19 protein-coding genes are annotated in these 19,975 nt (G+C 60.6%); 3 read left to right on the top strand and 16 right to left on the bottom strand.

Annotated features, from left to right (window positions below; translation table 11 throughout):
- The first annotated feature begins 431 nt into the window (after positions 1-431).
- Positions 432-2,372, top strand: coding sequence for a M23 family metallopeptidase (locus tag FHT29_RS16450; protein WP_037196624.1), 1,941 nt, complete (start codon positions 432-434; stop codon positions 2,370-2,372).
- A 38-nt stretch (positions 2,373-2,410) separates the two neighbouring features.
- Here FHT29_RS16450 and FHT29_RS16445 read toward each other — a convergent pair whose 3' ends face one another.
- The 9 genes from FHT29_RS16445 to FHT29_RS16405 all read right to left on the bottom strand — a co-directional run bounded on the left by FHT29_RS16445 (position 2,411) and on the right by FHT29_RS16405 (position 13,992).
- The gene (locus FHT29_RS16445; protein WP_047554333.1) at positions 2,411-2,920 is read right to left on the bottom strand and encodes an AAA family ATPase; all 510 of its coding nucleotides are present in this window, start codon (positions 2,918-2,920) and stop codon (positions 2,411-2,413) included.
- Positions 2,921-3,047: 127 nt separating this feature from the next.
- Positions 3,048-5,648, bottom strand: coding sequence for an ATP-dependent chaperone ClpB (clpB, locus tag FHT29_RS16440; RefSeq protein ID WP_047553411.1), 2,601 nt, complete (start codon positions 5,646-5,648; stop codon positions 3,048-3,050).
- Between the two features lie 254 nt (positions 5,649-5,902).
- A complete protein-coding gene (locus FHT29_RS16435; RefSeq protein ID WP_052211856.1) occupies positions 5,903-6,280 on the bottom strand; it encodes an HIT domain-containing protein in 378 nt (125 codons plus the stop codon).
- 190 nt (positions 6,281-6,470) lie between these two features.
- On the bottom strand, positions 6,471-7,160 hold the full coding sequence (locus FHT29_RS16430; protein ID WP_047553414.1) for a DUF4167 domain-containing protein: 690 nt from the start codon (positions 7,158-7,160) through the stop codon (positions 6,471-6,473).
- 348 nt (positions 7,161-7,508) lie between these two features.
- Positions 7,509-8,384: a peptide chain release factor N(5)-glutamine methyltransferase gene (prmC, locus tag FHT29_RS16425; protein ID WP_047553418.1), complete on the bottom strand. Its 876-nt coding sequence runs from the start codon at positions 8,382-8,384 to the stop codon at positions 7,509-7,511.
- A complete protein-coding gene (gene prfA / locus FHT29_RS16420) occupies positions 8,381-9,460 on the bottom strand; it encodes a peptide chain release factor 1 (RefSeq protein ID WP_037196636.1) in 1,080 nt (359 codons plus the stop codon). The genes prmC and prfA overlap by 4 nt, the downstream gene beginning before the upstream one ends.
- 90 nt (positions 9,461-9,550) lie before the next feature.
- Complete coding sequence (ptsP, locus tag FHT29_RS16415) at positions 9,551-11,818, bottom strand: phosphoenolpyruvate--protein phosphotransferase (protein ID WP_037196639.1); 2,268 nt, start codon at positions 11,816-11,818, stop codon at positions 9,551-9,553.
- A gap of 100 nt (positions 11,819-11,918) precedes the next feature.
- Positions 11,919-13,193 carry an aspartate kinase gene (locus FHT29_RS16410; RefSeq protein WP_037196641.1) on the bottom strand — a complete coding sequence of 425 codons (1,275 nt, stop codon included), beginning with the start codon at positions 13,191-13,193 and terminating at the stop codon, positions 11,919-11,921.
- Between the two features lie 175 nt (positions 13,194-13,368).
- The gene (locus tag FHT29_RS16405) at positions 13,369-13,992 is read right to left on the bottom strand and encodes a hypothetical protein (RefSeq protein ID WP_047554337.1); all 624 of its coding nucleotides are present in this window, start codon (positions 13,990-13,992) and stop codon (positions 13,369-13,371) included.
- Positions 13,993-14,249: 257 nt separating this feature from the next.
- Here FHT29_RS16405 and ubiG point away from each other — a divergent pair, with 257 nt between their 5' ends.
- Positions 14,250-14,996, top strand: coding sequence for a bifunctional 2-polyprenyl-6-hydroxyphenol methylase/3-demethylubiquinol 3-O-methyltransferase UbiG (ubiG, locus tag FHT29_RS16400; RefSeq protein ID WP_047553422.1), 747 nt, complete (start codon positions 14,250-14,252; stop codon positions 14,994-14,996).
- A 32-nt stretch (positions 14,997-15,028) separates the two neighbouring features.
- Here the strand turns inward: ubiG and FHT29_RS16395 are convergent, their stop codons facing one another.
- Genes FHT29_RS16395 through FHT29_RS16375 form a run of 5 tightly spaced genes read right to left on the bottom strand, consistent with a single transcriptional unit; the run spans position 15,029 to position 17,986 of the window.
- Positions 15,029-15,616, bottom strand: a complete 588-nt coding sequence (locus tag FHT29_RS16395) for a DUF3291 domain-containing protein (RefSeq protein WP_047553425.1) — start codon at positions 15,614-15,616, stop codon at positions 15,029-15,031.
- The gene (locus FHT29_RS16390; RefSeq protein WP_037196647.1) at positions 15,616-16,044 is read right to left on the bottom strand and encodes a DUF1178 family protein; all 429 of its coding nucleotides are present in this window, start codon (positions 16,042-16,044) and stop codon (positions 15,616-15,618) included. The genes FHT29_RS16395 and FHT29_RS16390 overlap by 1 nt, the downstream gene beginning before the upstream one ends.
- The gene (locus tag FHT29_RS16385) at positions 16,041-16,898 is read right to left on the bottom strand and encodes a carbon-nitrogen hydrolase family protein (RefSeq protein WP_037196648.1); all 858 of its coding nucleotides are present in this window, start codon (positions 16,896-16,898) and stop codon (positions 16,041-16,043) included. The genes FHT29_RS16390 and FHT29_RS16385 overlap by 4 nt, the downstream gene beginning before the upstream one ends.
- Before the next feature lie 23 nt (positions 16,899-16,921).
- Complete coding sequence (gene grxC / locus FHT29_RS16380; RefSeq protein ID WP_047553427.1) at positions 16,922-17,179, bottom strand: glutaredoxin 3; 258 nt, start codon at positions 17,177-17,179, stop codon at positions 16,922-16,924.
- Positions 17,180-17,209: 30 nt separating this feature from the next.
- Positions 17,210-17,986, bottom strand: coding sequence for a ComF family protein (locus FHT29_RS16375; RefSeq protein WP_047553429.1), 777 nt, complete (start codon positions 17,984-17,986; stop codon positions 17,210-17,212).
- Positions 17,987-18,081: 95 nt separating this feature from the next.
- Between FHT29_RS16375 and FHT29_RS16370 the strand changes: the two genes are divergently transcribed.
- The gene (locus FHT29_RS16370) at positions 18,082-18,966 is read left to right on the top strand and encodes a methyltransferase domain-containing protein (protein WP_168599854.1); all 885 of its coding nucleotides are present in this window, start codon (positions 18,082-18,084) and stop codon (positions 18,964-18,966) included.
- A gap of 35 nt (positions 18,967-19,001) precedes the next feature.
- Here the strand turns inward: FHT29_RS16370 and FHT29_RS16365 are convergent, their stop codons facing one another.
- Positions 19,002-19,184, bottom strand: coding sequence for a Flp family type IVb pilin (locus FHT29_RS16365; protein WP_037196651.1), 183 nt, complete (start codon positions 19,182-19,184; stop codon positions 19,002-19,004).
- Positions 19,185-19,272: 88 nt separating this feature from the next.
- Positions 19,273-19,590: a hypothetical protein gene (locus tag FHT29_RS16360; RefSeq protein WP_034481918.1), complete on the bottom strand. Its 318-nt coding sequence runs from the start codon at positions 19,588-19,590 to the stop codon at positions 19,273-19,275.
- Positions 19,591-19,975: the final 385 nt, after the last annotated feature.

Genomic DNA, 19,975 nt, shown 5'->3' with positions numbered 1-19,975 from the left:
AGGAAACACTAGAGCGAAAGTCGTCGTCGCCAGCAGCGCCGCCGCCCTCGTTCAGTGAGTGGGCTTATAATCCCACCCAACGAACCAAGTCAACAAGCGATTTTGAAAAAAATCGAAAAACAAATAAGTGATTGATTCTCATGATATATTTATGAAGGGATGCCGGGCTCCGGCTGAAGATGCGGCGAAGACACCCGCGCATCCCTTCCCTGGCATGCTCAGGCTACCCAATCGGGCGCCGCTGGCGGCACAATATGAGGTGGATCATCGGCAACGTCCCACAAGCCCTATCACCTGCACCATAGATTTCTATAGGAAACGAGGCCCCCAAAGAGTGAATATCACCCGGTTGATTTGACTCGCCTGTCATAAATATGCACATCTTCGCCCCCAGCCTGCGGCTCGCATGAAGGAACCGGATTTCGATTGGCATGATGACGGACAAGATGATGCTCCGATCGCTCGGCAACGAGCCGCCAATCCTGGCCGATGGCAGGCGGGCGCCGGATCGACGCGAGGTTTCCTTGCGCTGGCTCTCGGGCACCTTCCTTACCGGCGTCACCTCGAGCATATTGATGGGCGTCGCCTTGTTCGCAGCGCTCGACGGACGACAGCAACTGGCTATTCCGGCCGAAGCCTATGCGACATCGGACAATCACGATGCCTCAGATGATCAGGTCACCCGCGGCGGGCGCCTGATTTCCACCGCCATCGCGTCCAAGCCGTCAGACCGCAACATTCTCGAAGTATCGACCGTTGTGAAAGACGGCGACAAGGAGGTGGTGCGTCGCCAGCCCTTCGCCCATGTGAAGATCGCCTTGGCCACCAATCGCATCGCCAACGAAAGCTATCCGCCATTTGATCCGCTGGCGATCTTCTCCGCCGATGAGAATATACCGCCGCCGGCCAACCGGACCGGCGCGATCTACGGATCGGATGTTGAATCGGAGGTCAGCCTGAAGACGGTACCCTTTCCGTCCAAGGATATTCCCTTCCAGCTTGCCGGCTCCATGTCGCTCGACGAAGTCGAAGAGAATGTACGCTCCAACGGCTCGGTCCTGACAGACGGCAATACCCAGCTTTCGGCACTCTATTATGTCGATCCGCGCCGTTTCGCCAACGACGATGCCGATGTCGACCTGACAGCCGGCCTGACCGCCCGCATCGTCGAGGAAAACATGTCCGTCTCCCCCTCCCAGGCTGTGACCGCGCAGACACAGGAGTTTGCCGACGACATTATTCCGGTTCGGGAAAACATGCCGATTGTCACGGCCCTCACCAATGCCGGCTATCTCAAGGCGGATGCCGACGACATCACGGCAAAGATCCAGCCGTTCTTCGGCTCGTCCGATGTTTCCGCAGGCGACGTGCTTCGCATCGGCATCCTGCAGAAGGGCGAGCAGGCCAAGATCATCCGCGCCAGCATCTACCGCGGCACCAAGCATTTGCTGACCATCGCGCAGAACGATCGTGGCGATTTCGTCGCCGGCAGCGAACCGCATATGCTTGACGCCATCGCCACCGCCTTCGACAACGACGCGCCCCCGTCTGTGGCCGGCCGCGATCTGCCGAGCGTCTATGACGGCATCTATCGCGCGGCGCTTTCCTACGGCATGAACAAGGAAATGGTGGCGCAGATCGTCAAGCTGCTTGCCAGCAATGTCGATTTCCAGGCGCAGCTGAAACCGGCGGATTCGCTGGAAGCCTTCTTCTCGGTTGCCGATGAAAACGGCCAGGCGACAGCCGATTCCGAACTGCTCTTCGTCAACGCCAAGTTCGGCGATACAGTGACCCGCTTCTACCGTTTCGAAGATCCGGCCGATAATTCGATCGATTACTTCGATGACGGCGGCAAGAGCATCCGGCAATTCCTGTTGCGCAATCCTGTTCCGACCGGCGTGTTCAAATCTGGCTTCGGCATGCGACGCCATCCGATCCTCGGTTTTGCGCGCATGCATACGGGCGTGGATTGGGCTGCGCCCCGCGGCACGCCGATCATCTCCGCCGGCAACGGCATCGTCGAAAAGGCCGGCTGGGATTCAAGCGGCTTCGGCAATCAGACGCTGATCCGTCATGCCAATGGCTACGTCTCCTCCTATAACCATCAGAGCGCCATCGCCAAGGGCATCGTGCCGGGCGCGAAGGTGGTTCAAGGACAAGTCATCGGCTTCATCGGCTCGACCGGCCTCGCGACCGGCCCGCACCTCCACTATGAACTGATCGTCAACGGGACGAAGGTCGACCCGCTGCGCATCCGCCTTCCCGGCGGCAAGTCCCTCGAGGGCGAGGCTCTCGCCAAATTCCAGGAAGAGCGCAAGCGCATCGATACGCTGCTCAGCGACGACAAGTCGAAACAGGTCGCAAGCAAGTAGCCCTGAAGGCTGGGACATCCCGGTCAGCGGGCAACCAGTTAAGCCCGAACGGATTCCATCCGAACAACCAGTTCCGCCATGAGCTCATCCACCGCCTTGAAAGCCGTATCGACGACGATGGGCCCCGAGCTCCAGCTATCATAGTTTCGCGTAACGACCTCGTCCCAGGTCGGGTTCACAAGGCCTTCGATATCAGCCTCGCGCGTTTCCACGCGCCGGCGATGCTCGATCCTGTCGGAACAGACGACCTCCACCTCGATTGACGGCACGCTCGCCCGCTGCGCGACCTGCCTCCAGGCTTCGCGCGTCACCGAAATGGGATTGACTGTATCCGCAATCACGGTTCTTCCCAGTTTCAGATTGTCTTCGGCGACCCCATAGGCAACCATATATCCGGCAGGTCCGACATCAGCTCTCAACATACCGGAATTCCGCAACGCCTGCTCGATCGTGTCGAGCCGGACGTGCACACCGCCCAACCGCTGCGCCAGCGCGCGCGCAATGGTGGTTTTTCCGCTGCCCGGCAGGCCACCGAAGATAACAAGCATGGTTTCCTCCGTCCCTCTCCAAACCCGCGCCAGCATCACAGAGGAGGCAGGGTCAGGCAAGCAGGCTCTCAAAAGCAAGATGGCGGCCGAAAGGCCGCCATCCGCATTTCATCAAACATTCTCGACCTTATGCCGCCTCGTTCACCGCATGGCGCGGGCGGAACAACAGCCTGTCGGAACCGCTGGTGACCTTGACCAGCGAGCCATCCGGAATCTGCCCGGAGAGGATCTGTTCGGCGAGCGGATCCTGGACATATTTCTGGATCACCCGCTTCAGCGGCCTTGCACCATAGGCGGGGTCGTAGCCCTTGTTGGCGAGCCAGTTGCGGGCATCGTCGTCGAGCTCGAGCGTGATCTTGCGCTCCGACAAAAGCTTCAGCAGCCGCTCCAGCTGGATATCGACGATCGCGCCCATCTCCTCGCGCTTCAGGCGATGGAACAGGATGATCTCGTCGACACGGTTCAGGAATTCCGGGCGGAAATGCGACCGCACCACTTCCATCACCTGTTCGCGCACCAGATCGCTGTCATCGCCTTCCTTCAGCTGGGTCAGATATTCGGCGCCCAGGTTGGAGGTCATGATGATCATGGTGTTGCGGAAGTCGACCGTGCGGCCCTGGCCATCCGTCAAACGCCCGTCGTCCAGAACCTGGAGCAGGACGTTGAAGACATCGGGATGCGCCTTCTCGATCTCGTCGAACAACACGACCTGATAGGGTCGGCGACGGACGGCTTCGGTCAGCGCACCGCCTTCCTCATAGCCGACATAGCCGGGAGGGGCGCCGATCAGCCGGGCCACGGAGTGCTTCTCCATGTACTCGGACATATCCATGCGCACCATGGCCGTATCGTCATCGAAGAGGAAGCGGGCGAGCGCCTTAGTCAGCTCCGTCTTGCCGACGCCGGTGGGGCCGAGGAAGATGAACGAGCCGATCGGCCGGTTCGGATCCTGCAGCCCGGCGCGCGACCGGCGGACGGCACGCGATACCGCTTGAACGGCATCGCCCTGGCCGACGACCCACTTCGCCAGTTCGTCTTCCATCCGGAGCAGCTTGTCGCGTTCACCTTCCAGCATCTTGTCGACCGGAATCCCGGTCCAGCGGGAAACGATCTGGGCGATATTGTCGGCGGTGACCACTTCCTGCACCATGGAATCGCGGGCACTGTCCCGCTCTTCCGCAGTTTGCAGCTCCTTCTCCAGCTTCGGGATCACGCCGTAGGCGAGCTCGCCGGCACGCTGGAATTCACCCTTGCGTTGGGCGGTTGCCAGCTCGTTGCGGGCTTCGTCAAGCTGCTTCTTCAGATCGGCGGCAAGACCCAGCTTCTGCTTTTCGGCTTGCCAGCGCGCCGTGAGCGCATCGGCTTCCTCTTCCAGCGAGATAAGCTCGGTCTCCAGCCGCTTCAGCCGGTCGGCCGAGGCCTGGTCGGTTTCCTTCTTCAGCGCCTCACGCTCGATCTTCAGCTGGATGATGCGGCGATCGAGTTCGTCGAGTTCTTCCGGCTTCGAGTCCACCTGCATGCGCAGGCGGGCCGCAGCTTCGTCCATCAGGTCGATGGCCTTGTCCGGCAGGAAACGATCGGTGATATAGCGGTTCGACAGCATGGCGGCGGCCACCAGGGCGGCATCGGCGATGCGGACCTTGTGGTGCTGCTCATACTTTTCCTTCAAGCCGCGCAGGATCGAAATCGTATCCTCGACTGTGGGCTCCTCGACCATGACGGGCTGGAAGCGTCGTGCGAGAGCCGGATCTTTTTCGACATGCTTGCGATATTCGTCGAGCGTGGTCGCGCCGACGCAATGCAGCTCACCGCGGGCGAGCGCAGGCTTCAACAGGTTGGAAGCATCCATGGCGCCGTCCGCCTTGCCTGCGCCGACCAGCGTGTGCATTTCGTCGATGAACAGGATGATCTCGCCGTTTTCCGACTGGACCTCGTTGAGCACGGCCTTCAGCCGCTCTTCGAACTCGCCGCGGAATTTCGCGCCGGCGATCAAGGCGCCCATGTCGAGCGCCATCAGCTTTTTGTCTTTCAGCGATTCAGGCACGTCGCCATTGACGATGCGGAGCGCCAGGCCCTCGACGATCGCCGTCTTGCCGACGCCGGGCTCGCCGATCAGCACGGGGTTGTTTTTCGTGCGGCGGGAAAGAACCTGAATGGTGCGGCGAATTTCGTCGTCACGGCCGATGACCGGGTCGAGCCTGCCTTCGCGAGCCTCGGCGGTGAGGTCACGTGCATATTTCTTCAGTGAATCGAAGCCCTGCTCCGCATTGGCGGAATCGGCGGTACGACCCTTGCGGATATCATTGATGACCTGATTGAGCGTAACAGGCGTCACGCCGGCCTTCTTCAGCGTCGCGGAAGTGGAAGCAGACGACTCGATCGCCAGTGCCTGCAAGAGGCGCTCGACGGTGACGAAGCTGTCGCCCGCCTTCTTTGCCGCATCCTCGGCGGTGGCAAATACCTTGGCGAGCGGCTGTGCGAGATAGACCTGGCCATCGCCGCCGGAAACCTTCGGCAACTTGGCAAGCGCGGCGTCATTGGCAAGACGGGCAGCCTTGGCATCACCGCCGGCGCGTTCGATCAACGACGCGGCCATGCCTTGGTCGTCGTCCAAAAGCACTTTCAGAACATGTTCGGGTGTGAACTGCTGATTACCCTGCGCAAGCGCATAGGTTTGGGCGGATTGCAGGAAACCGCGCACCCGCTCGGAGTATTTTTCAATATTCATACTGGACCTCCATGGATCGGCCTGCCCTAACCGGCGCAGATCGATGATTGAGATTGAGCCCCCTCAAGAGGCGGACCCCGCCTTGTCGCTGTTGGGATTTGCAGCAAGGCAACTGAGGAGAATATGGGAGGGTATCTGAGGAGTTTAAAGGGCGGCAAAAGCGAAAAAAGTGAGGGATTTGCCGGGTTGAGCCGCGTTGACCCAAAGGCGGAAGATTGCAGCGACGTCGGCCTCTGCAAAGCAGGAAGGACATGTCATCCGCGAACGATGGCGCGGATTCCCCTACCCGCGTTGCTCTCATCGGCAAAACGGGCAACCACGTGCAAATGAACATGAAACACGTGCTGCCCTGCAACGGCTCCGACATTCCAGCCGAGAGTGAAGCCATCCGGGCCGCAATATTCCAGGTGAGCCTTTGCCATTGTCAGCATTTCGCCCAACCCGGCCCACTCCTCGGAGCGGAGATCGAAAGGGCTTTCCGCATGCCGACGCAGGATGATCATGACGACATGCGGCATTTCCGGATCGATACTGCCAAGCATATAGAAGGAGCGGTTGCCACCCAGAGGCTCATCGGCGAGCAATTCATTCCCCAGACAGAAACGGCAGCCGGCTTTATCAGTCGAAAGCATCAAATTTCTCCACTCGATATGCCGGAGAAGGACAAGTTCCGTTTCGGAAGCGAATGATAACGGCTCCGGAAACTTCTGGCCGTACTCTGAGAAAAGAAGGAACCGAAAGCAAAAATGGGAACGGCGGCACTTTCAGCACCGCCGTTCCCATTTCGGTATTTTGACCGGCTTCCCCTGAGGGGAGGTCGTCTTATTCCGATGCAGCGTCGGCCAAAGCCGGGGCGTCGCCCGCGGCGGCCTCGTCCTTCCCTTCCGCATCAGCCGCGCGGCGGGGCTGGCGACGCGGGCGATTTCCGGCATTGCGGCGGCGCGGCTGGCGCTCGGCGGCTCCGCCTGGAGGCGTCTCTTCTTCGATCGCCACCTCGGCCGGGATGCCTTCAATCACCGGCTGCGGGCCGGTGCCGTCGATAACCTCGGGTTCGGGAGCCGGAGCGGGCGCAACGACGGGAGCATGCTGACGAACCGGAGGCGGAGCCATCTGCGGCTGGTCGTCCATGTCGTTTCCGTCGATATCGTCCATATCACGGTCGCCGGCATCGCGGTCGTTATAATTATTCTGATCGTCGCGCTGAAAGCGCTCCTGCATCTGCGCCTGGGCGCTGGCGATAATCCGATTGTAATGCTCGGCATGCTGAAGGTAGTTTTCAGCCATGACGCGGTCGCCGGAGCTGTGTGCGTCGCGAGCCAGAGCCGCGTACTTCTCGGCGATATGCTGAGCTGTTCCGCGAATCTTCACATCGGGACCGGAGCTGTCATAAGTCCTGGTCAGCGGATTCGAGCCTTTGCGGTTGAAGTTGTTATTGTTGTTGTTATTTCCGCCGCCGCCGCCGTTGTTGTTACCACGCCCCCGACCGCGCTTGTTCTGCTGTCCTGGCCTCATAGATCCTTCACCTGAATTCTCTTCGTTGGGATAAAATCATACACGACACCTGCCGCCGCGGCTCGGATACTTCCGAGCCAGGGCCTGCGTGCCGCAAGCAAACTGCGCTTTAGCGCCGGTCTGCCGCTCGACTACGTCAGATTAACTGATCACGCATTGGGTTATCTTCAACCTTTGACACTCTTACCAAAGAGCGGATCCCCGAGGCCTGTCCAAGATAGACGAATCGTCCCGTCTATTCCCAGCCGCCCAACGCGTGAGCGCAACCTATATCGCTTCCTCAGGAAATCCAAGCTTTTTATTTGCGATAACAACAGGGGGCCCACAAACCTGCAGCAACGTGTCGCGTTACCGATGAAATTGAAACACAAGCACCCGGTCGTTCTGGCCGTAGTCACGAACCGCCTCGACAAGGAGAAATCCTGCTCCTTCAAAAACCGAAGTCACCGTTTCACGCTGATCGTAACCGATCTCCACCCCTATCTTGCCATCCGGGTATAGAAACCGCGCCGCATCCTTTGCGATCGCCCTATATGCATCCAGCCCATCAAGGCCCCCGTCAAGGGCCGCGGGAGGATCGAAATCCTTTACTTCTGGAGCGAGAGTAGAAATGACACTGGACGCAATATAGGGCGGATTTGAGACAATCACGTGAAATCGTTCGTGGATGGCATCAAACCAGCTTCCTTGCGCAGTCTCGAACCGCGCCGCCAAGCCATTCCGCTCCGCGTTCCCGCGGGCAGTCTCCAGCGCCTCAGCGGAGATATCGGAACCGACGCCCGTCGCTTGCGGGCATTCACGCAGCAGGGCCAGACAAATGGCCCCCGTTCCCGTTCCCAGATCCAAAATGTGGACATTCCCAAGCTCGGATTGAAGGCGCCGCACATGCGGCAGCATGGTATCGACGAGGATTTCGGTGTCGGGACGCGGCTCGAGCGTGGCAGGCGACAACCGCAACGGCAGACCGTAGAATTCCCGCTCACCGAGGATTCGGTAAACCGGCTCATGGTTCAAACGGCGGGCGACCGCCGCCCGCGCCGTCGTCACATCATCCGGCAGCACCGCCTCGGAACCCCGTGTCACAAGCTCCGTCGATGAAAGGCGGAGAAGCCCTCCGACCAGGATGCGCGCCTCGGTGGCGGGATCATCGAGGTCGGCCGCCGCAAAGCTGGCGCGCACCTCCTGCAGGAGCCCGGCTACGGTCGACCCCTGCCCGCCGCTCATGCCTGTTCGCCAAGCTGGGCGAGCTGGCTCGCCTGGTAATCCGCCAGAAGCGCATCGACCACCTCGTCGATCTCGCCTTCCATCATCCGGTCGAGCTTGTAGAGCGTCAGGTTGATGCGGTGATCGGTAACCCGTCCCTGCGGGAAATTATAGGTGCGGATGCGTTCGGATCGGTCGCCGGAGCCGACCTGACTCTTGCGATCGGCCGAGCGTTCGCTGTCGGCGCGCTGGCGCTCCATGTCGAAGAGACGCGAGCGCAGCACCTGCATCGCCTTGGCGCGGTTCTGATGCTGCGACTTTTCCGAGCTCGTTACCACGATGCCGGAGGGAATATGGGTGATGCGCACCGCCGAGTCCGTGGTGTTGACGTGCTGGCCGCCGGCACCCGAAGAGCGCATCGTGTCGATGCGGATATCCTCGGCGCGGATCTCGATATCGATTTCCTCGGCTTCCGGCAGCACGGCGACGGTTGCCGCCGAGGTATGAATTCGGCCGCCCGCTTCGGTCTCCGGCACGCGCTGCACGCGATGCACGCCGGATTCGAACTTCAGCCGCGAGAACACGCCCTTGCCGCTGATGGTCGCGATGATTTCCTTGTAGCCGCCCGCCTCGCCTTCGCTCGCCGAGAGAACTTCGACTTTCCAGCCATTGTTCGCGGCGAAGCGCTCATACATGCGGAAGAGATCGCCGCCGAAAAGCGCGGCTTCCGAGCCGCCGGTCCCGGCGCGGATTTCTAGGATCGCGCTCTTCTCGTCGGCGGCGTCCTTCGGCAGCAGCAGGATCTGGATTTCCTGTTCCAGCACCTCGATCCGCTCCTTGACCTCGGGCAATTCCATATCGGCAAGATCGCGCATCTCGCGGTCGACGGACTTGTCGGTGAGCATGGCTTCCAGATCCGAAGCCTCGGCAATCGCCTTCTCATAGTCGCGGATCTTGGCGACGACCGGCTGCAATTCGGAATATTCGGAAGCAAGCTTCACATAGACATCCGCGGCGGGACCGGCGGACATGCGCGCCTCGATTTCACCGAAACGGCGCTCCAGCTCGCGCATTTTTTCAACGGGAAGCTTGGCCACCCTAGACTCCAATTCTTCTTATTATATCTGCTGTGATGTGATGCGCATGATCTCGTCCGGACACCGCTTACGGTCTTTCGGGATCACACGCTAAAGCGGAATATTGTGACTTTCGGCGAAACGCACAAGGATATCGCGCATCGAGGTCGTCGGACGCTTATCGTTCAGTGCCTCCTCCATGACGGTCGAGAGGGCCTGAAGATCGAGCCCCAGAAGCATCGCCTTGACCGGACCGATCGAGGCCGGCGACATCGATACCGAACGGAAGCCGAGGCCGAGCAGTGCCATGGCCGAAATCGTCTTGCCGGCCAGTTCGCCGCAAAGCGTCACCGGCGTCTTGTTGCGCTCGCCGGCCCGCACGATATCCCGAAGAATACGCAGGAACGGCCGGTCGAGCGGATCGAAGCGATCCGACACGCGGGCATTGCCGCGATCCACCGCCATCGAGAACTGGAACAGATCGTTGGAACCGACCGAGACGAAATCGACTTCCGCCATCAGCTCGTCCAGTTGCCAGAGCAGCGCCGGCACTTCCAGCATGGCGCCGAACTGCAGCTTGCGCGGCAGGCTATGCCCGAAACGGGAGAGATGCTGCACTTCCTTCTGCAACAGCTCGCGCACCGCCTTGATCTCGGAGACCTCCGTGACCATCGGCACCATCAACTTCAACTCGCCGTCGGCCGCCGCCTTCAGCATGGCCCGCAGCTGCATGCGCAGCAAGCCCGGGCGATCCAGGGAGAGACGAATGGCGCGCCAGCCGAGAGCCGGATTCTCTTCCTCATGCGCGCGGAAATAGGACACGACCTTGTCGCCGCCGATATCAAGCGTTCTGAAGGTGACGACGCGCCCGTCCGCCTGCTTTAACACATTGCGGTAGAACGCCTCCTGCTCATCCGCCTTCGGCATGGTGGAAGCGATCATGAACTGCAGTTCCGTGCGGAACAGGCCGATGCCTTCGGCACCGGATTCGGCAAGCTGCGGCAGATCGACCAGCAGGCCGGCATTCATCTGCAATGAAATGCGCTGCCCGTCCTTGGTGACCGGCTCGACCGAGCGCAACGCGCGGAACTGCTCCTGCCGGCGGGCGCGAAAACGCACCTTTTCCTCGTAGGAACGCTGATGATCGGCCATCGGCCGGAGATGCACATGGCCACCATCGCCATCGATGATGACCGAATCGCCGTTTTCCGCAAGGGCGACGATCCCGGTCGCCTGGCCGATGACTGGAATGCCCATGGCACGGGCGACGATGACGACGTGGCTCGTGACGGCGCCCTCTTCGAGCACCAGGCCGCGAATATTGGCACGGGGATAGTCGAGCAGCTCGGCAGCACCCATGGCGCGCGCGAAGATGATCGCATCATTCGGGAAACCTTCGGCGCTTGTGCGGCCCGAATGGCCGATAAGCTGCCTGAGCAGCCGATTCGCCAGGTCTTCGAAATCGTGCATGCGCTCGCGCAGATAAGGATCGGTCAGGCGCATCATGCGCGCCTTGGTATCGCTCTGCACTTTTTCGACGGCGGCTTCCGCCGTCAGGCCGTTGCGCACGGCTTCTTCGAGCTTGCGCACCCAGCCCTGGTCATGCGCGAACATGCGATAGGTTTCGAGTACCTCGCGATGCTCGCCCTCCATCGAGACGTCGCGGCGCGACAGCATGTCGTCGATCGAAATACGCAGCGAACCGAGTGCTTCGGCCAGCCGGCGGATTTCCTTGTCGGCATCCTCGTTCAAGAGGTTGGTGACGACGATGCGCGGCTCGTGCAGCACGACATAGCCGAGGCCGATGCCTTCATTGTAGCAGTCGCCGTCGATGGTGACCGAACGGGTGAGATCGAGTTCCAGTCCCGGCTTCGTGATCTTCTTCAGCTCGCCGGTGGCGATCATTTCGGCGAGCACCATCGCCGTGGTTTCGAGCGCTTCCAGCTCTTCTTCGCGATAGTTCCGGCTCGCCTTGTTCTGAACGACGAGAACGCCGAGCGACCGGCCGGTGCGCAGGATCGGCACGCCGAGGAAGGAATGGTAGATCTCTTCGCCCGTTTCCGGCAGGTAGCGGAAGGCGGGATGCGATTGCGCGTCGGACAGGTTGAGCGGCTGGGCGGAGGCGGCGATCGTGCCGACCAGGCCTTGCCCCATCTTCAGTTGCGAAAGGTGGACGGCTTCCTTGTTGAGGCCCTCTGTAGCATAGAGCTCGAGTACCCCGTCGGCGCGCAGCACATAGACCGAGCAGACTTCGGCGACCATGTTGCTGGCGATCTGGCGAACGATCCGGTCAAGACGCTCCTGCGGCTCCAGCGGCTCCGCCATCAATTCGCGCAGCCGCTTGAGCAGAACGCGTGGACCGCCGGATAGGTCTCTCATTGCGTCTCTAGCTCCCGAATCAAGATGTCATGCCATTCTTGCCCGCGTCTGAGCCGGCCGAAGCTTGCCTCCGTCGCGGTCCGTCGTCAGCAGTCCTGTATCAACTCTTATCCAGACCGTAGCAGGAATGCAAAGTCCTGACTGCCAGTTCCGCATAAGGACCGTCGATCAGAATGGAAATCTTGATTTCTGACGTCGTAATGGCCTTGATGTTGATACCTTTTTCGGCAAGTGCCCGGAAAGCGGTCGCGGCAACGCCAGCGTGCGAACGCATGCCGACGCCGATGACCGAAACCTTGACCAGACCTGATTCGTTTTGGATCACGTCGTAGCCGATCTTTTCCTTGTTCTCGCCGAGAACGCGCAGCGCCTTGTCGACATCGCCCGAGGGAACCGTGAAGGTCATGTCGGTCTTGGAGCCGTCCTCGGAAATATTCTGGACGATCATGTCGACATTGATGTGGTTTTCGGCCAGCGGCCCGAAGATGGCGGCGGAAACGCCCGGCCGGTCGGCAAGACGGCGCAGCGAGATCTGGGCCTCATCCTTGGCATAGGCAATGCCGGTGACTACTTCCTGTTCCACGATTTCTTCCTCGTCACAAATCAGCGTTCCGGGCGGGTTCAAGAGATCGCCCATGCCCGGAGCATCGGGATCTTCAAAAGAGGAGCGCACGAAGGTGCGAACCTTAAAGACCATTGCCAGCTCGACCGAGCGCACTTGCAGCACCTTGGCGCCGAGCGAGGCCATTTCGAGCATTTCCTCGAAGGCGATCTTCTTCAGGCGGCGCGCCTTCGGCTCGATGCGCGGATCGGTCGTGTAGACGCCGTCGACATCGGTATAGATATCACAGCGATCGGCCTTGACGGCTGCGGCGATCGCCACCGCCGATGTATCGGAACCGCCGCGGCCGAGCGTCGAGAGGCGGTTGTCCGGGCCAAGCCCCTGGAAGCCGGCGACGACAGCCACCTGGCCTTCCCCCATGCGGCGGATCATTTCGCCGCCGTCGATTTCGAGAATGCGCGCCGCGCCATGCGCATTGTCGGTGCGGATCGGGATCTGCCAGCCCTGCCAAGAGCGGGCGTTGATGCCCATGGCTTGCAGCGCGATCGCCAGCAGACCCGATGTCACCTGCTCGCCGGAAGCCACCACCGCGTCATATTCGCGCGCATCATAGATCGAATGATCGGCACCGGCGACCTTCGGCATGTTCTGGACCCAGCCGACCAGCTCGTTGGTCTTGCCGGACATGGCGGAAACGACGACCGCGACCTCATGGCCGGCGTCGACTTCACGTTTCACATGGCGTGCGACATTCTTGATACGGTCCAGATCCGCGACGGACGTTCCGCCGAATTTCATCACGATGCGTGCCATGTGCCTCTACCAGTACCCGGCGCCGGGCGGCCGAAATGCGATAAGCCCGGCATGCAAAATCGCCCTTCCGGTTTGGTAGCCGGAAAAGCTTGATCTCAATGGGGGCGTCTCTTAGCGAGTTTGGCAGGCGGGTGCAATAGCTTGGCACAGCCGGCGCCCCTAAAACTATTCTCTACTACTCCACTTTTAGGCTCGACCACATCTTGTCGAGGATAGCCCCTTCCTTGGGGATATTTTCCTTGTTGGAGAAGGTGGCAACGAGTACGCCGCCATCCGGACGCCCTGTAGCCACGATCTCATACTCCATGACATCATTTTCCGTTGAGGTTTCCGCCTTGACGCCTTTCAGCACGACCCCGCCGGTAATTGAGCGCTGCGTGGCCTGCTTCGTTATCTTGGCACCGGCGTTGATGCTTTCCTGAACCATCTGCTGCAGCACGAAATCCGTGATGCTTGAAGGATTGAGTCCCTTGTATTCCTGCACGATGATGCCGGTGCCAATCGGCGTTATCAGCGCATATTGCTGCACGGTGCCGCCAAGGTCAGTCTTGGCGACAGAGAACTGGCCATCGTGATCGAAAGAGAACTTGGTACCGGTGAACGTCACCGTTTCGCTGCGCTGCAGCGCCACCGAGAGCTTGCGTCCATCCTTCATCGTCATGTCGAGCGTGTCGCCGGGATTGATTCCCACTTCGACGCCATCGATAGTCAGGCGAAAACCCTTGCCGTCTCCGGCCTTCGCCGGCGCGACCGCGAGACAGGCAATTACAATTGCCGCCGCAAAACATAGTGGTCTCATAAGGAACTCCTCCATAAGTCGGCCGATCGAAATCGATCCGGCTCTGCAAGTCCATTTGACAGCCCCGGCGATTGATCGGCCATGCGACGGTTCACTGTCAACCACCGTCCAGCCGCTCTCACCGATCGGGACAGCCGGCGGACAGCATCTAAGGCCCGGCCCTTGACATCGGCCGCCGATCGTCCGACTTCACATCCGACAGATTATTCCTCGCGACCGTCCGAACGAGTGGCGCGGCACAGACCAGGGAGTGAGCCATGACCGAAGCGGCGAAAAGCACGATCGACCAGAGCGAAGTGGACCGTTTCTCCGCCATGGCGGCCGAATGGTGGAGCCCGACCGGCAAGTTCAAGCCGCTGCACAAATTCAATCCCGTTCGCCTTGCCTATATCCGCGATAACGCTTGCGAAAACTTCGGCCGTGATCCGAAGAACGGCCGGCCTCTGGAGGGCCTGCGCGTGCTCGATATCGGTTGCGGCGGCGGATTGCTGTCGGAGCCGATGGCGCGCATGGGTGCCTCCGTCGTCGGCGCCGACCCCTCCGAAAAGAATATCGGCATCGCCTCGACGCATGCGAAGTCCTCCGGCGTTGCCGTCGACTATCGCGCCGTCACCGCCGAGCAGCTGGCCGAAGCCGGCGAGACCTTCGATATCGTGCTGAACATGGAAGTGGTCGAGCATGTTGCCGACGTCGAGTTCTTCCTGTCGACCTGCGCGAAAATGGTGCGGCCCGGCGGCCTGATGTTCGTCGCCACCATCAACCGTACGATGAAGGCGGCAGCGCTTGCGATCTTCGCCGCCGAAAACGTCCTGCGCTGGCTGCCGCGCGGCACGCACCAGTATGAAAAGCTCGTTCGCCCGGAAGAGATCGAAAAGCCGCTCGCCGCCGATGGGATGGACATCATAGCCCGCACCGGCGTGTTCTATTCGCCGCTGCAGGACCGATGGAACCTGTCGAAGGACATGGATGTGAACTACATGCTGCTGGCGAAGCGGCCGGGCTAAAGCCACTATCTGCCGAAAGCAGGCAATTTGGCCTAGACTTTCAGCGCCCTGACATGCGCCAGCAGATCGCCCTGGCCTATGGCATTCAGGGCAGCGATTTCCTTCACCCGGCCACGGTCGATCTCTGCGGGATGGCCGTAAGGGCCGTAGGGATGCTTGAACGAGAAGGCGCGAGCGCTCGGCCCGTTGTCGTGAAGATGTTCCAGCCGCTCGACACCGTCTTTCCATGCCGGAACCGTATCGGCATCCAACCACCAGAGAACCAGCGGCGGCCAGCTTTGCCTGACATTCCAATGCCGAGCATGTTTCAAGGCATCCGCATGCACACCGCTATAGCTAAACGCCATCAGCGATTCGATATTCGCCCAGAGCGATAGCGACGACGGAGCGGTCGCAAAGCCGCTACCCGCGATGAAGCGCGGAAAGATCTGTTCGCCCCAACAGGCTATGCCAGGCTCACCTGCATAACCGGAGCGGCCGATGAAGCCATGGGCCCGAGCCGCCGCCTCGAAATTCGCCGCTTCCCGCAGGCGAAATCCTTCCACGTCGGGACTTTCATAAGCCGCGACATGCAGCCCGAAATTATACATGGCGAGATGCCTGCGGCCGTCTGCCGGCATCAATTGGTATCGTCGGGCAGGACGGGGATGGCGGCGATTTCGATACCCTCGTCGACAAGAGCCTTCGCCTCGTCCGGCGTCGCCTTGCCGATAATCCCGCGTGCATCCGCCTCACCATAATGGATCTTGCGGGCCTCTTCGGGAAATTTCGTGCCGACATCCTCGGCATTGGCTTTGATGGCTTCGACCGCTTCCTTGAGCTTGGCCATCGCTTCCTTACGGGCAGCATCCATGGCAAGCGTCTGCATCTCGGTCTTCTTGCGCGCGGTAGATACAGACGGCGCCATCAGGAGCTTTGAAATCGCGGCCGAATTGCAGACGGGGCACGTCAGGAAACCGCTTTCGACCTGCCGGTCGAAATCGGCACTTTCCGAAAACCAGCCCTCGAACTCGTGGGCATTGTCACAACTAAGGGAGTAGCGGATCAAGCAGCGACGCCTCCAGCCGCCGGCGTCGCGATCTTTTCCAGCGAAAATTCACGCGCATTCTTCAGGTTTGGAATTTTGTCATGGGCTGCTTTCACCGCCGCGATATCGATCTCGGCGATAACCACCGCCTCGCCTGTGCCGCCGGCGGATGCCAGCACCTTGCCCCAGGGATCGATGATCATCGAGTGACCGAAGGTCTCACGGCCGTCCTCATGCTTGCCGGCCTGCGCGGCAGCGATGACGAACATGCCGTTCTCGATGGCGCGGGCGCGCAAGAGGATTTCCCAATGCGCCTCGCCGGTCTGCCTGGTGAAAGCGGCAGGGACCGTCATTACTTCGGCGCCGGCAACAGCCTGGGCGCGGAAAAGCTGCGGAAAGCGCACGTCGTAGCAGATGGAAAAGCCGAGTTCGGCAAAGGGCAGCGACGTGATCCGTGCCTCCGATCCAGGCCGATAGACCGCGCTCTCGCGCCAGCTTTCGCCATTGTCGAGATCGACGTCGAACATATGGATCTTGTCGTAACGGTTGACGAGCTTGCCGTCAGGACCGAAGAGGAAGCCGCGATTGGCGATCTTGCCGTCGTCGAGCGCGATGGCTGTCGAGCCGATGTGGAGGTAGATGCCGAGTTCCTTCGCCAGCTCGGCGGCCGTCTTGACGATGATGTCGCCTGCCTCATCGCGCAATACGGCGCGCAGACCGGGTCGGTCCTTCTGCACGGCGCCCGTCATCTCCGGCGTCTGCACATAGACAGCGCCCTGCGAAGCGCCTTCACGGACCAGACGCGCCATGTCGGCTGCGTTCTTCACCGGATCGACACCGGAGCACATCTGAATGGCGGCGGCTTTGAAGGTCATCGTCGTCTCCCTTGCGAAGCGGTTCAGGCGGCGAGCATCGGATCGAGCTTGCCGGCCCGATCGAGCGCATGGATGTCGTCGCAGCCGCCGACATGCTCGCCATTGATGAAGATCTGCGGGAAGGTCGAGCGGCCGTTTGCCTTTGATATCATCTCCTGGCGCAGCTCGGGCGAATAGGTTGCGTTGCGCTCGACATAATCGACGCCCTTGGATTCGAGCAGCGATTTCGCCCGGGCGCAATAGCCGCAGAATTCACGCGTATAGATAACGACGGATGTCATGATCCACTCCGGAAAAGTACAGGTTCACAGTCATATAAGATGGCCGACGACCCTTGCAAAGGTCAAAACCGTCACATCCGCCGCACCGGCTTTCTTCAGGGCGCGTGTCGCCGCCGCCACCGTCGCGCCGGTGGTGTAGACATCGTCGACAAGCACGACGCGCCGGCCGAACACATCGCCCGCGCGATGCTCTGACACCGCGAACGCCCCGCGCACATTGTCCTGCCGCGCCTTGGCGCCAAGACCGACCTGCTGGCTCGTGCGCTTGACGCGCAGCAGCGTCGCCGGAAGCAGCGGCTTGCCCGAAAGGCGGGCAAGATGGCGGGCGAGTTCGGCTGCCTGGTTGTATTTGCGCGCAAACAACCGCGCCCGATGCAGCGGCACTGGGATTATGGCGTCGCAAGCGGTGACCATGCCGTCGCTGGCGCGCAGCATCCAGCCGGCCATCATCGGCGCCAGATCGGTACGATCGCGATATTTCAAGCTGAGAACGAGGTCGCGCACGATGCCGTCGTGAACCGCGGCGGAACGCAGCCGGTCGAAAACCGGCGGGTCGGCGATCGCCTCGGCGCTGAGGATCCCAGCGCCGAGATCATGGGAAAACGGGCTGCCCAGGATCTCGCAATAGGGCCGCTCGATGAACCGGATACCGGACCAGCAGGCGGGACAAAGGCCGCGATGCGCGCCAACCGAAACCCCGCAACCGGGACAGGCAGGCGGATAGACCAGATCGGCCAGAGCCAGCCAGGGCCTTATCAGCCCGGACCGCAATTTCGTTAGCGTGATTTCGCGCGCCATCATCCCCATATGATTGACACTAGCTTTTTCCCGCAGGCTTTGCGAAGGGAAAACGTGCGTGCTCGCCACGCCCCGCCGAAGTGATGATATTGCAGGAAACCGCCATGGAAATCGTGTTCGACCAATCGCTGCTCGCTGCCCGCAAACGCCGGGCGCTGAGACAGGGCGACGCCAAGGCTGCGTTTCTTCTCGACATCGCGGCGAGCGAACTGGCGGAGCGACTTGGTGTCATCGAACGGCATTTCGACGAAGCGGTGGAGCTTCACGGCGCGACCGGCATCGCGGCGCGCCTCGCGCTGGCGACCGGCAAGATCGGCCATCTCAGCAGGATCGAAAGCGAGACGGGCTTTGCCGCACCCGGCGAGACCTTGATCGCGGCGCCGCTCGAGGAATTGCCGCTCGAAGCCGAGTCGGTCAATCTTGTCCTCTCTCCCCTCAGCTTGCATGTCACCAACGATACGCCTGGCGTTTTCATCCAGGTCCGCCGCGCGCTGAAGGCCGACGGCCTTTTCCTGGCGGCGATCCCGGGCTTGGGAACCCTGCAGGAATTGCGCGATGTGCTGCTGGCAACCGAGATCGAACTGACGGGTGGAGCCAGCCCGCGCGTCATCCCCTTCGCCGATGTCCGCGATGTCGGCGGCCTTTTGCAGCGCGCCGGTTTTACCCTGCCCGTCATAGACGCCGAGACCTATACGGTGCGCTACGACAATCTGTTCGCGCTGATGCGCGACCTGCGCGCCATGGGCATGACCAATCCGCTTGCCGACCGCAGCCGCAAGCCGCTGACACGCGCCTTTTTCCTGCGCGCCGCCGAACTCTACTCTGAGCGCTATTCCGATGCCGACGGCAGGATTCGGGCCACCTTCTCGATCATCTATGCATCCGGCTGGACGCCGCATGAAAGCCAGCAGAAGCCGCTTCAGCCGGGTTCGGCCAAGGCACGCCTGGCCGATGCGCTCAAGGTCGACGAGCACAAGCTCAAACAATAGTCCGTCAGTCGAGGCGAATGGAGCGGGCGGCCGCTTCAATTCCCGGAAGCGGACGAATTCTGAATCGTGTTGGACAATATATTGAAGGCGCTCGCAAGGCTCCCGCCGAAAGCGCCGACACCACTGATGATCGCCGCGGACATGAGGGCAGCGATGAGGCCGTACTCGATGACCGTTGCACCGGTCTTGTCATTGAAAAAACGCCGTACAGAACGCATACGCTCAAAGCTCCCAGCCCCAGCATTGGACATCAACATCTCGTGAATCCGATGCTCGTCATGGCATCTGGCAGGCTATGCGTAAGCTCTATTGGCAGCCGCTGTCGGCGCCGTACCCCTGAACGATGCAGACCGAACCCGGCTCATGCTGCAGCACACTGCGGCGGATCGTATAACGCTTGCCGTTTTCAGTCTGTGGGATCGAACCGGTGGTAATATTGTCGAGATCCGGTGCACTTGCAAGCACACGCGACTTGGATTTGTCGGAGAGCATTGGCGTCAGGATAAGCGAAAGCGCGACCGCCGCCGTACCGAACAGCAAAGCGATATTCAACGCGCCCGTCTTGCGCGACGTGGAATAGGACTGCTCTTTTTCCTGAACAGCTTTCCAGAAATCGTCGTCCATTGTGTCAAGCCTTCTCTAACGCACCCAACAACCGCTTGATTGAGAGCATTGAATGCCAGAAGGTCATAAACGATCCCTTAATATCCACATGCAAATTAATGAGGCGTAATATTCCGGGACAGCGCCCGATTCGGGCTATAGGCCTGATATTAAATGGCTAATTTCTGTTAACCATACTTGCCGGATGCCGTCTCTGAGCGCGCCAAATATGTGCGCTGCAAACTCAAACAAGACCCGGTGCGTCATCAGGCGACAAACTCCTCTCATAATAGCACGCCAAAGAATAGTTATAAATAGATTACACCAATAGATTGATGTTGACGCCCACTCGCGCGAATGCAACGCATGACAAAGATACCATTCTTATAAGTTGTGGCGGAGCTGA

Source organism: Rhizobium sp. SG741 (assembly GCF_012275435.1).
In the GTDB taxonomy this organism is placed as follows: Bacteria; Pseudomonadota; Alphaproteobacteria; order Rhizobiales; family Rhizobiaceae; genus Rhizobium; species Rhizobium lusitanum.
Note: the sequence above shows the minus strand (reverse complement) of the source record. Positions and strands in the feature narration are given on the sequence as shown.

Bases quoted from the DNA above. Each gene is read 5' to 3' on its own strand.
- FHT29_RS16430 (WP_047553414.1), bottom strand. From the start codon at position 7,160: ATGAGGCCAGGACAGCAGAACAAGCGCGGTCGGGGGCGTGGTAACAAC.
- grxC (WP_047553427.1), bottom strand. From the start codon at position 17,179: ATGACATCCGTCGTTATCTATACGCGTGAATTCTGCGGCTATTGCGCC.
- FHT29_RS16395 (WP_047553425.1), bottom strand. From the start codon at position 15,616: ATGCCGGCAGACGGCCGCAGGCATCTCGCCATGTATAATTTCGGGCTG.
- FHT29_RS16365 (WP_037196651.1), bottom strand. From the start codon at position 19,184: ATGCGTTCTGTACGGCGTTTTTTCAATGACAAGACCGGTGCAACGGTC.
- ubiG (WP_047553422.1), top strand. From the start codon at position 14,250: ATGACCGAAGCGGCGAAAAGCACGATCGACCAGAGCGAAGTGGACCGT.
- FHT29_RS16405 (WP_047554337.1), bottom strand. From the start codon at position 13,992: ATGAGACCACTATGTTTTGCGGCGGCAATTGTAATTGCCTGTCTCGCG.
- FHT29_RS16410 (WP_037196641.1), bottom strand. From the start codon at position 13,193: ATGGCACGCATCGTGATGAAATTCGGCGGAACGTCCGTCGCGGATCTG.
- FHT29_RS16445 (WP_047554333.1), bottom strand. From the start codon at position 2,920: ATGCTTGTTATCTTCGGTGGCCTGCCGGGCAGCGGAAAAACCACCATT.
- FHT29_RS16435 (WP_052211856.1), bottom strand. From the start codon at position 6,280: ATGCTTTCGACTGATAAAGCCGGCTGCCGTTTCTGTCTGGGGAATGAA.
- FHT29_RS16450 (WP_037196624.1), top strand. From the start codon at position 432: ATGATGACGGACAAGATGATGCTCCGATCGCTCGGCAACGAGCCGCCA.
- FHT29_RS16385 (WP_037196648.1), bottom strand. From the start codon at position 16,898: ATGACCTTCAAAGCCGCCGCCATTCAGATGTGCTCCGGTGTCGATCCG.
- FHT29_RS16360 (WP_034481918.1), bottom strand. From the start codon at position 19,590: ATGGACGACGATTTCTGGAAAGCTGTTCAGGAAAAAGAGCAGTCCTAT.
- prmC (WP_047553418.1), bottom strand. From the start codon at position 8,384: ATGAGCGGCGGGCAGGGGTCGACCGTAGCCGGGCTCCTGCAGGAGGTG.
- FHT29_RS16375 (WP_047553429.1), bottom strand. From the start codon at position 17,986: ATGGGGATGATGGCGCGCGAAATCACGCTAACGAAATTGCGGTCCGGG.
- ptsP (WP_037196639.1), bottom strand. From the start codon at position 11,818: ATGAGAGACCTATCCGGCGGTCCACGCGTTCTGCTCAAGCGGCTGCGC.
- clpB (WP_047553411.1), bottom strand. From the start codon at position 5,648: ATGAATATTGAAAAATACTCCGAGCGGGTGCGCGGTTTCCTGCAATCC.
- FHT29_RS16370 (WP_168599854.1), top strand. From the start codon at position 18,082: ATGGAAATCGTGTTCGACCAATCGCTGCTCGCTGCCCGCAAACGCCGG.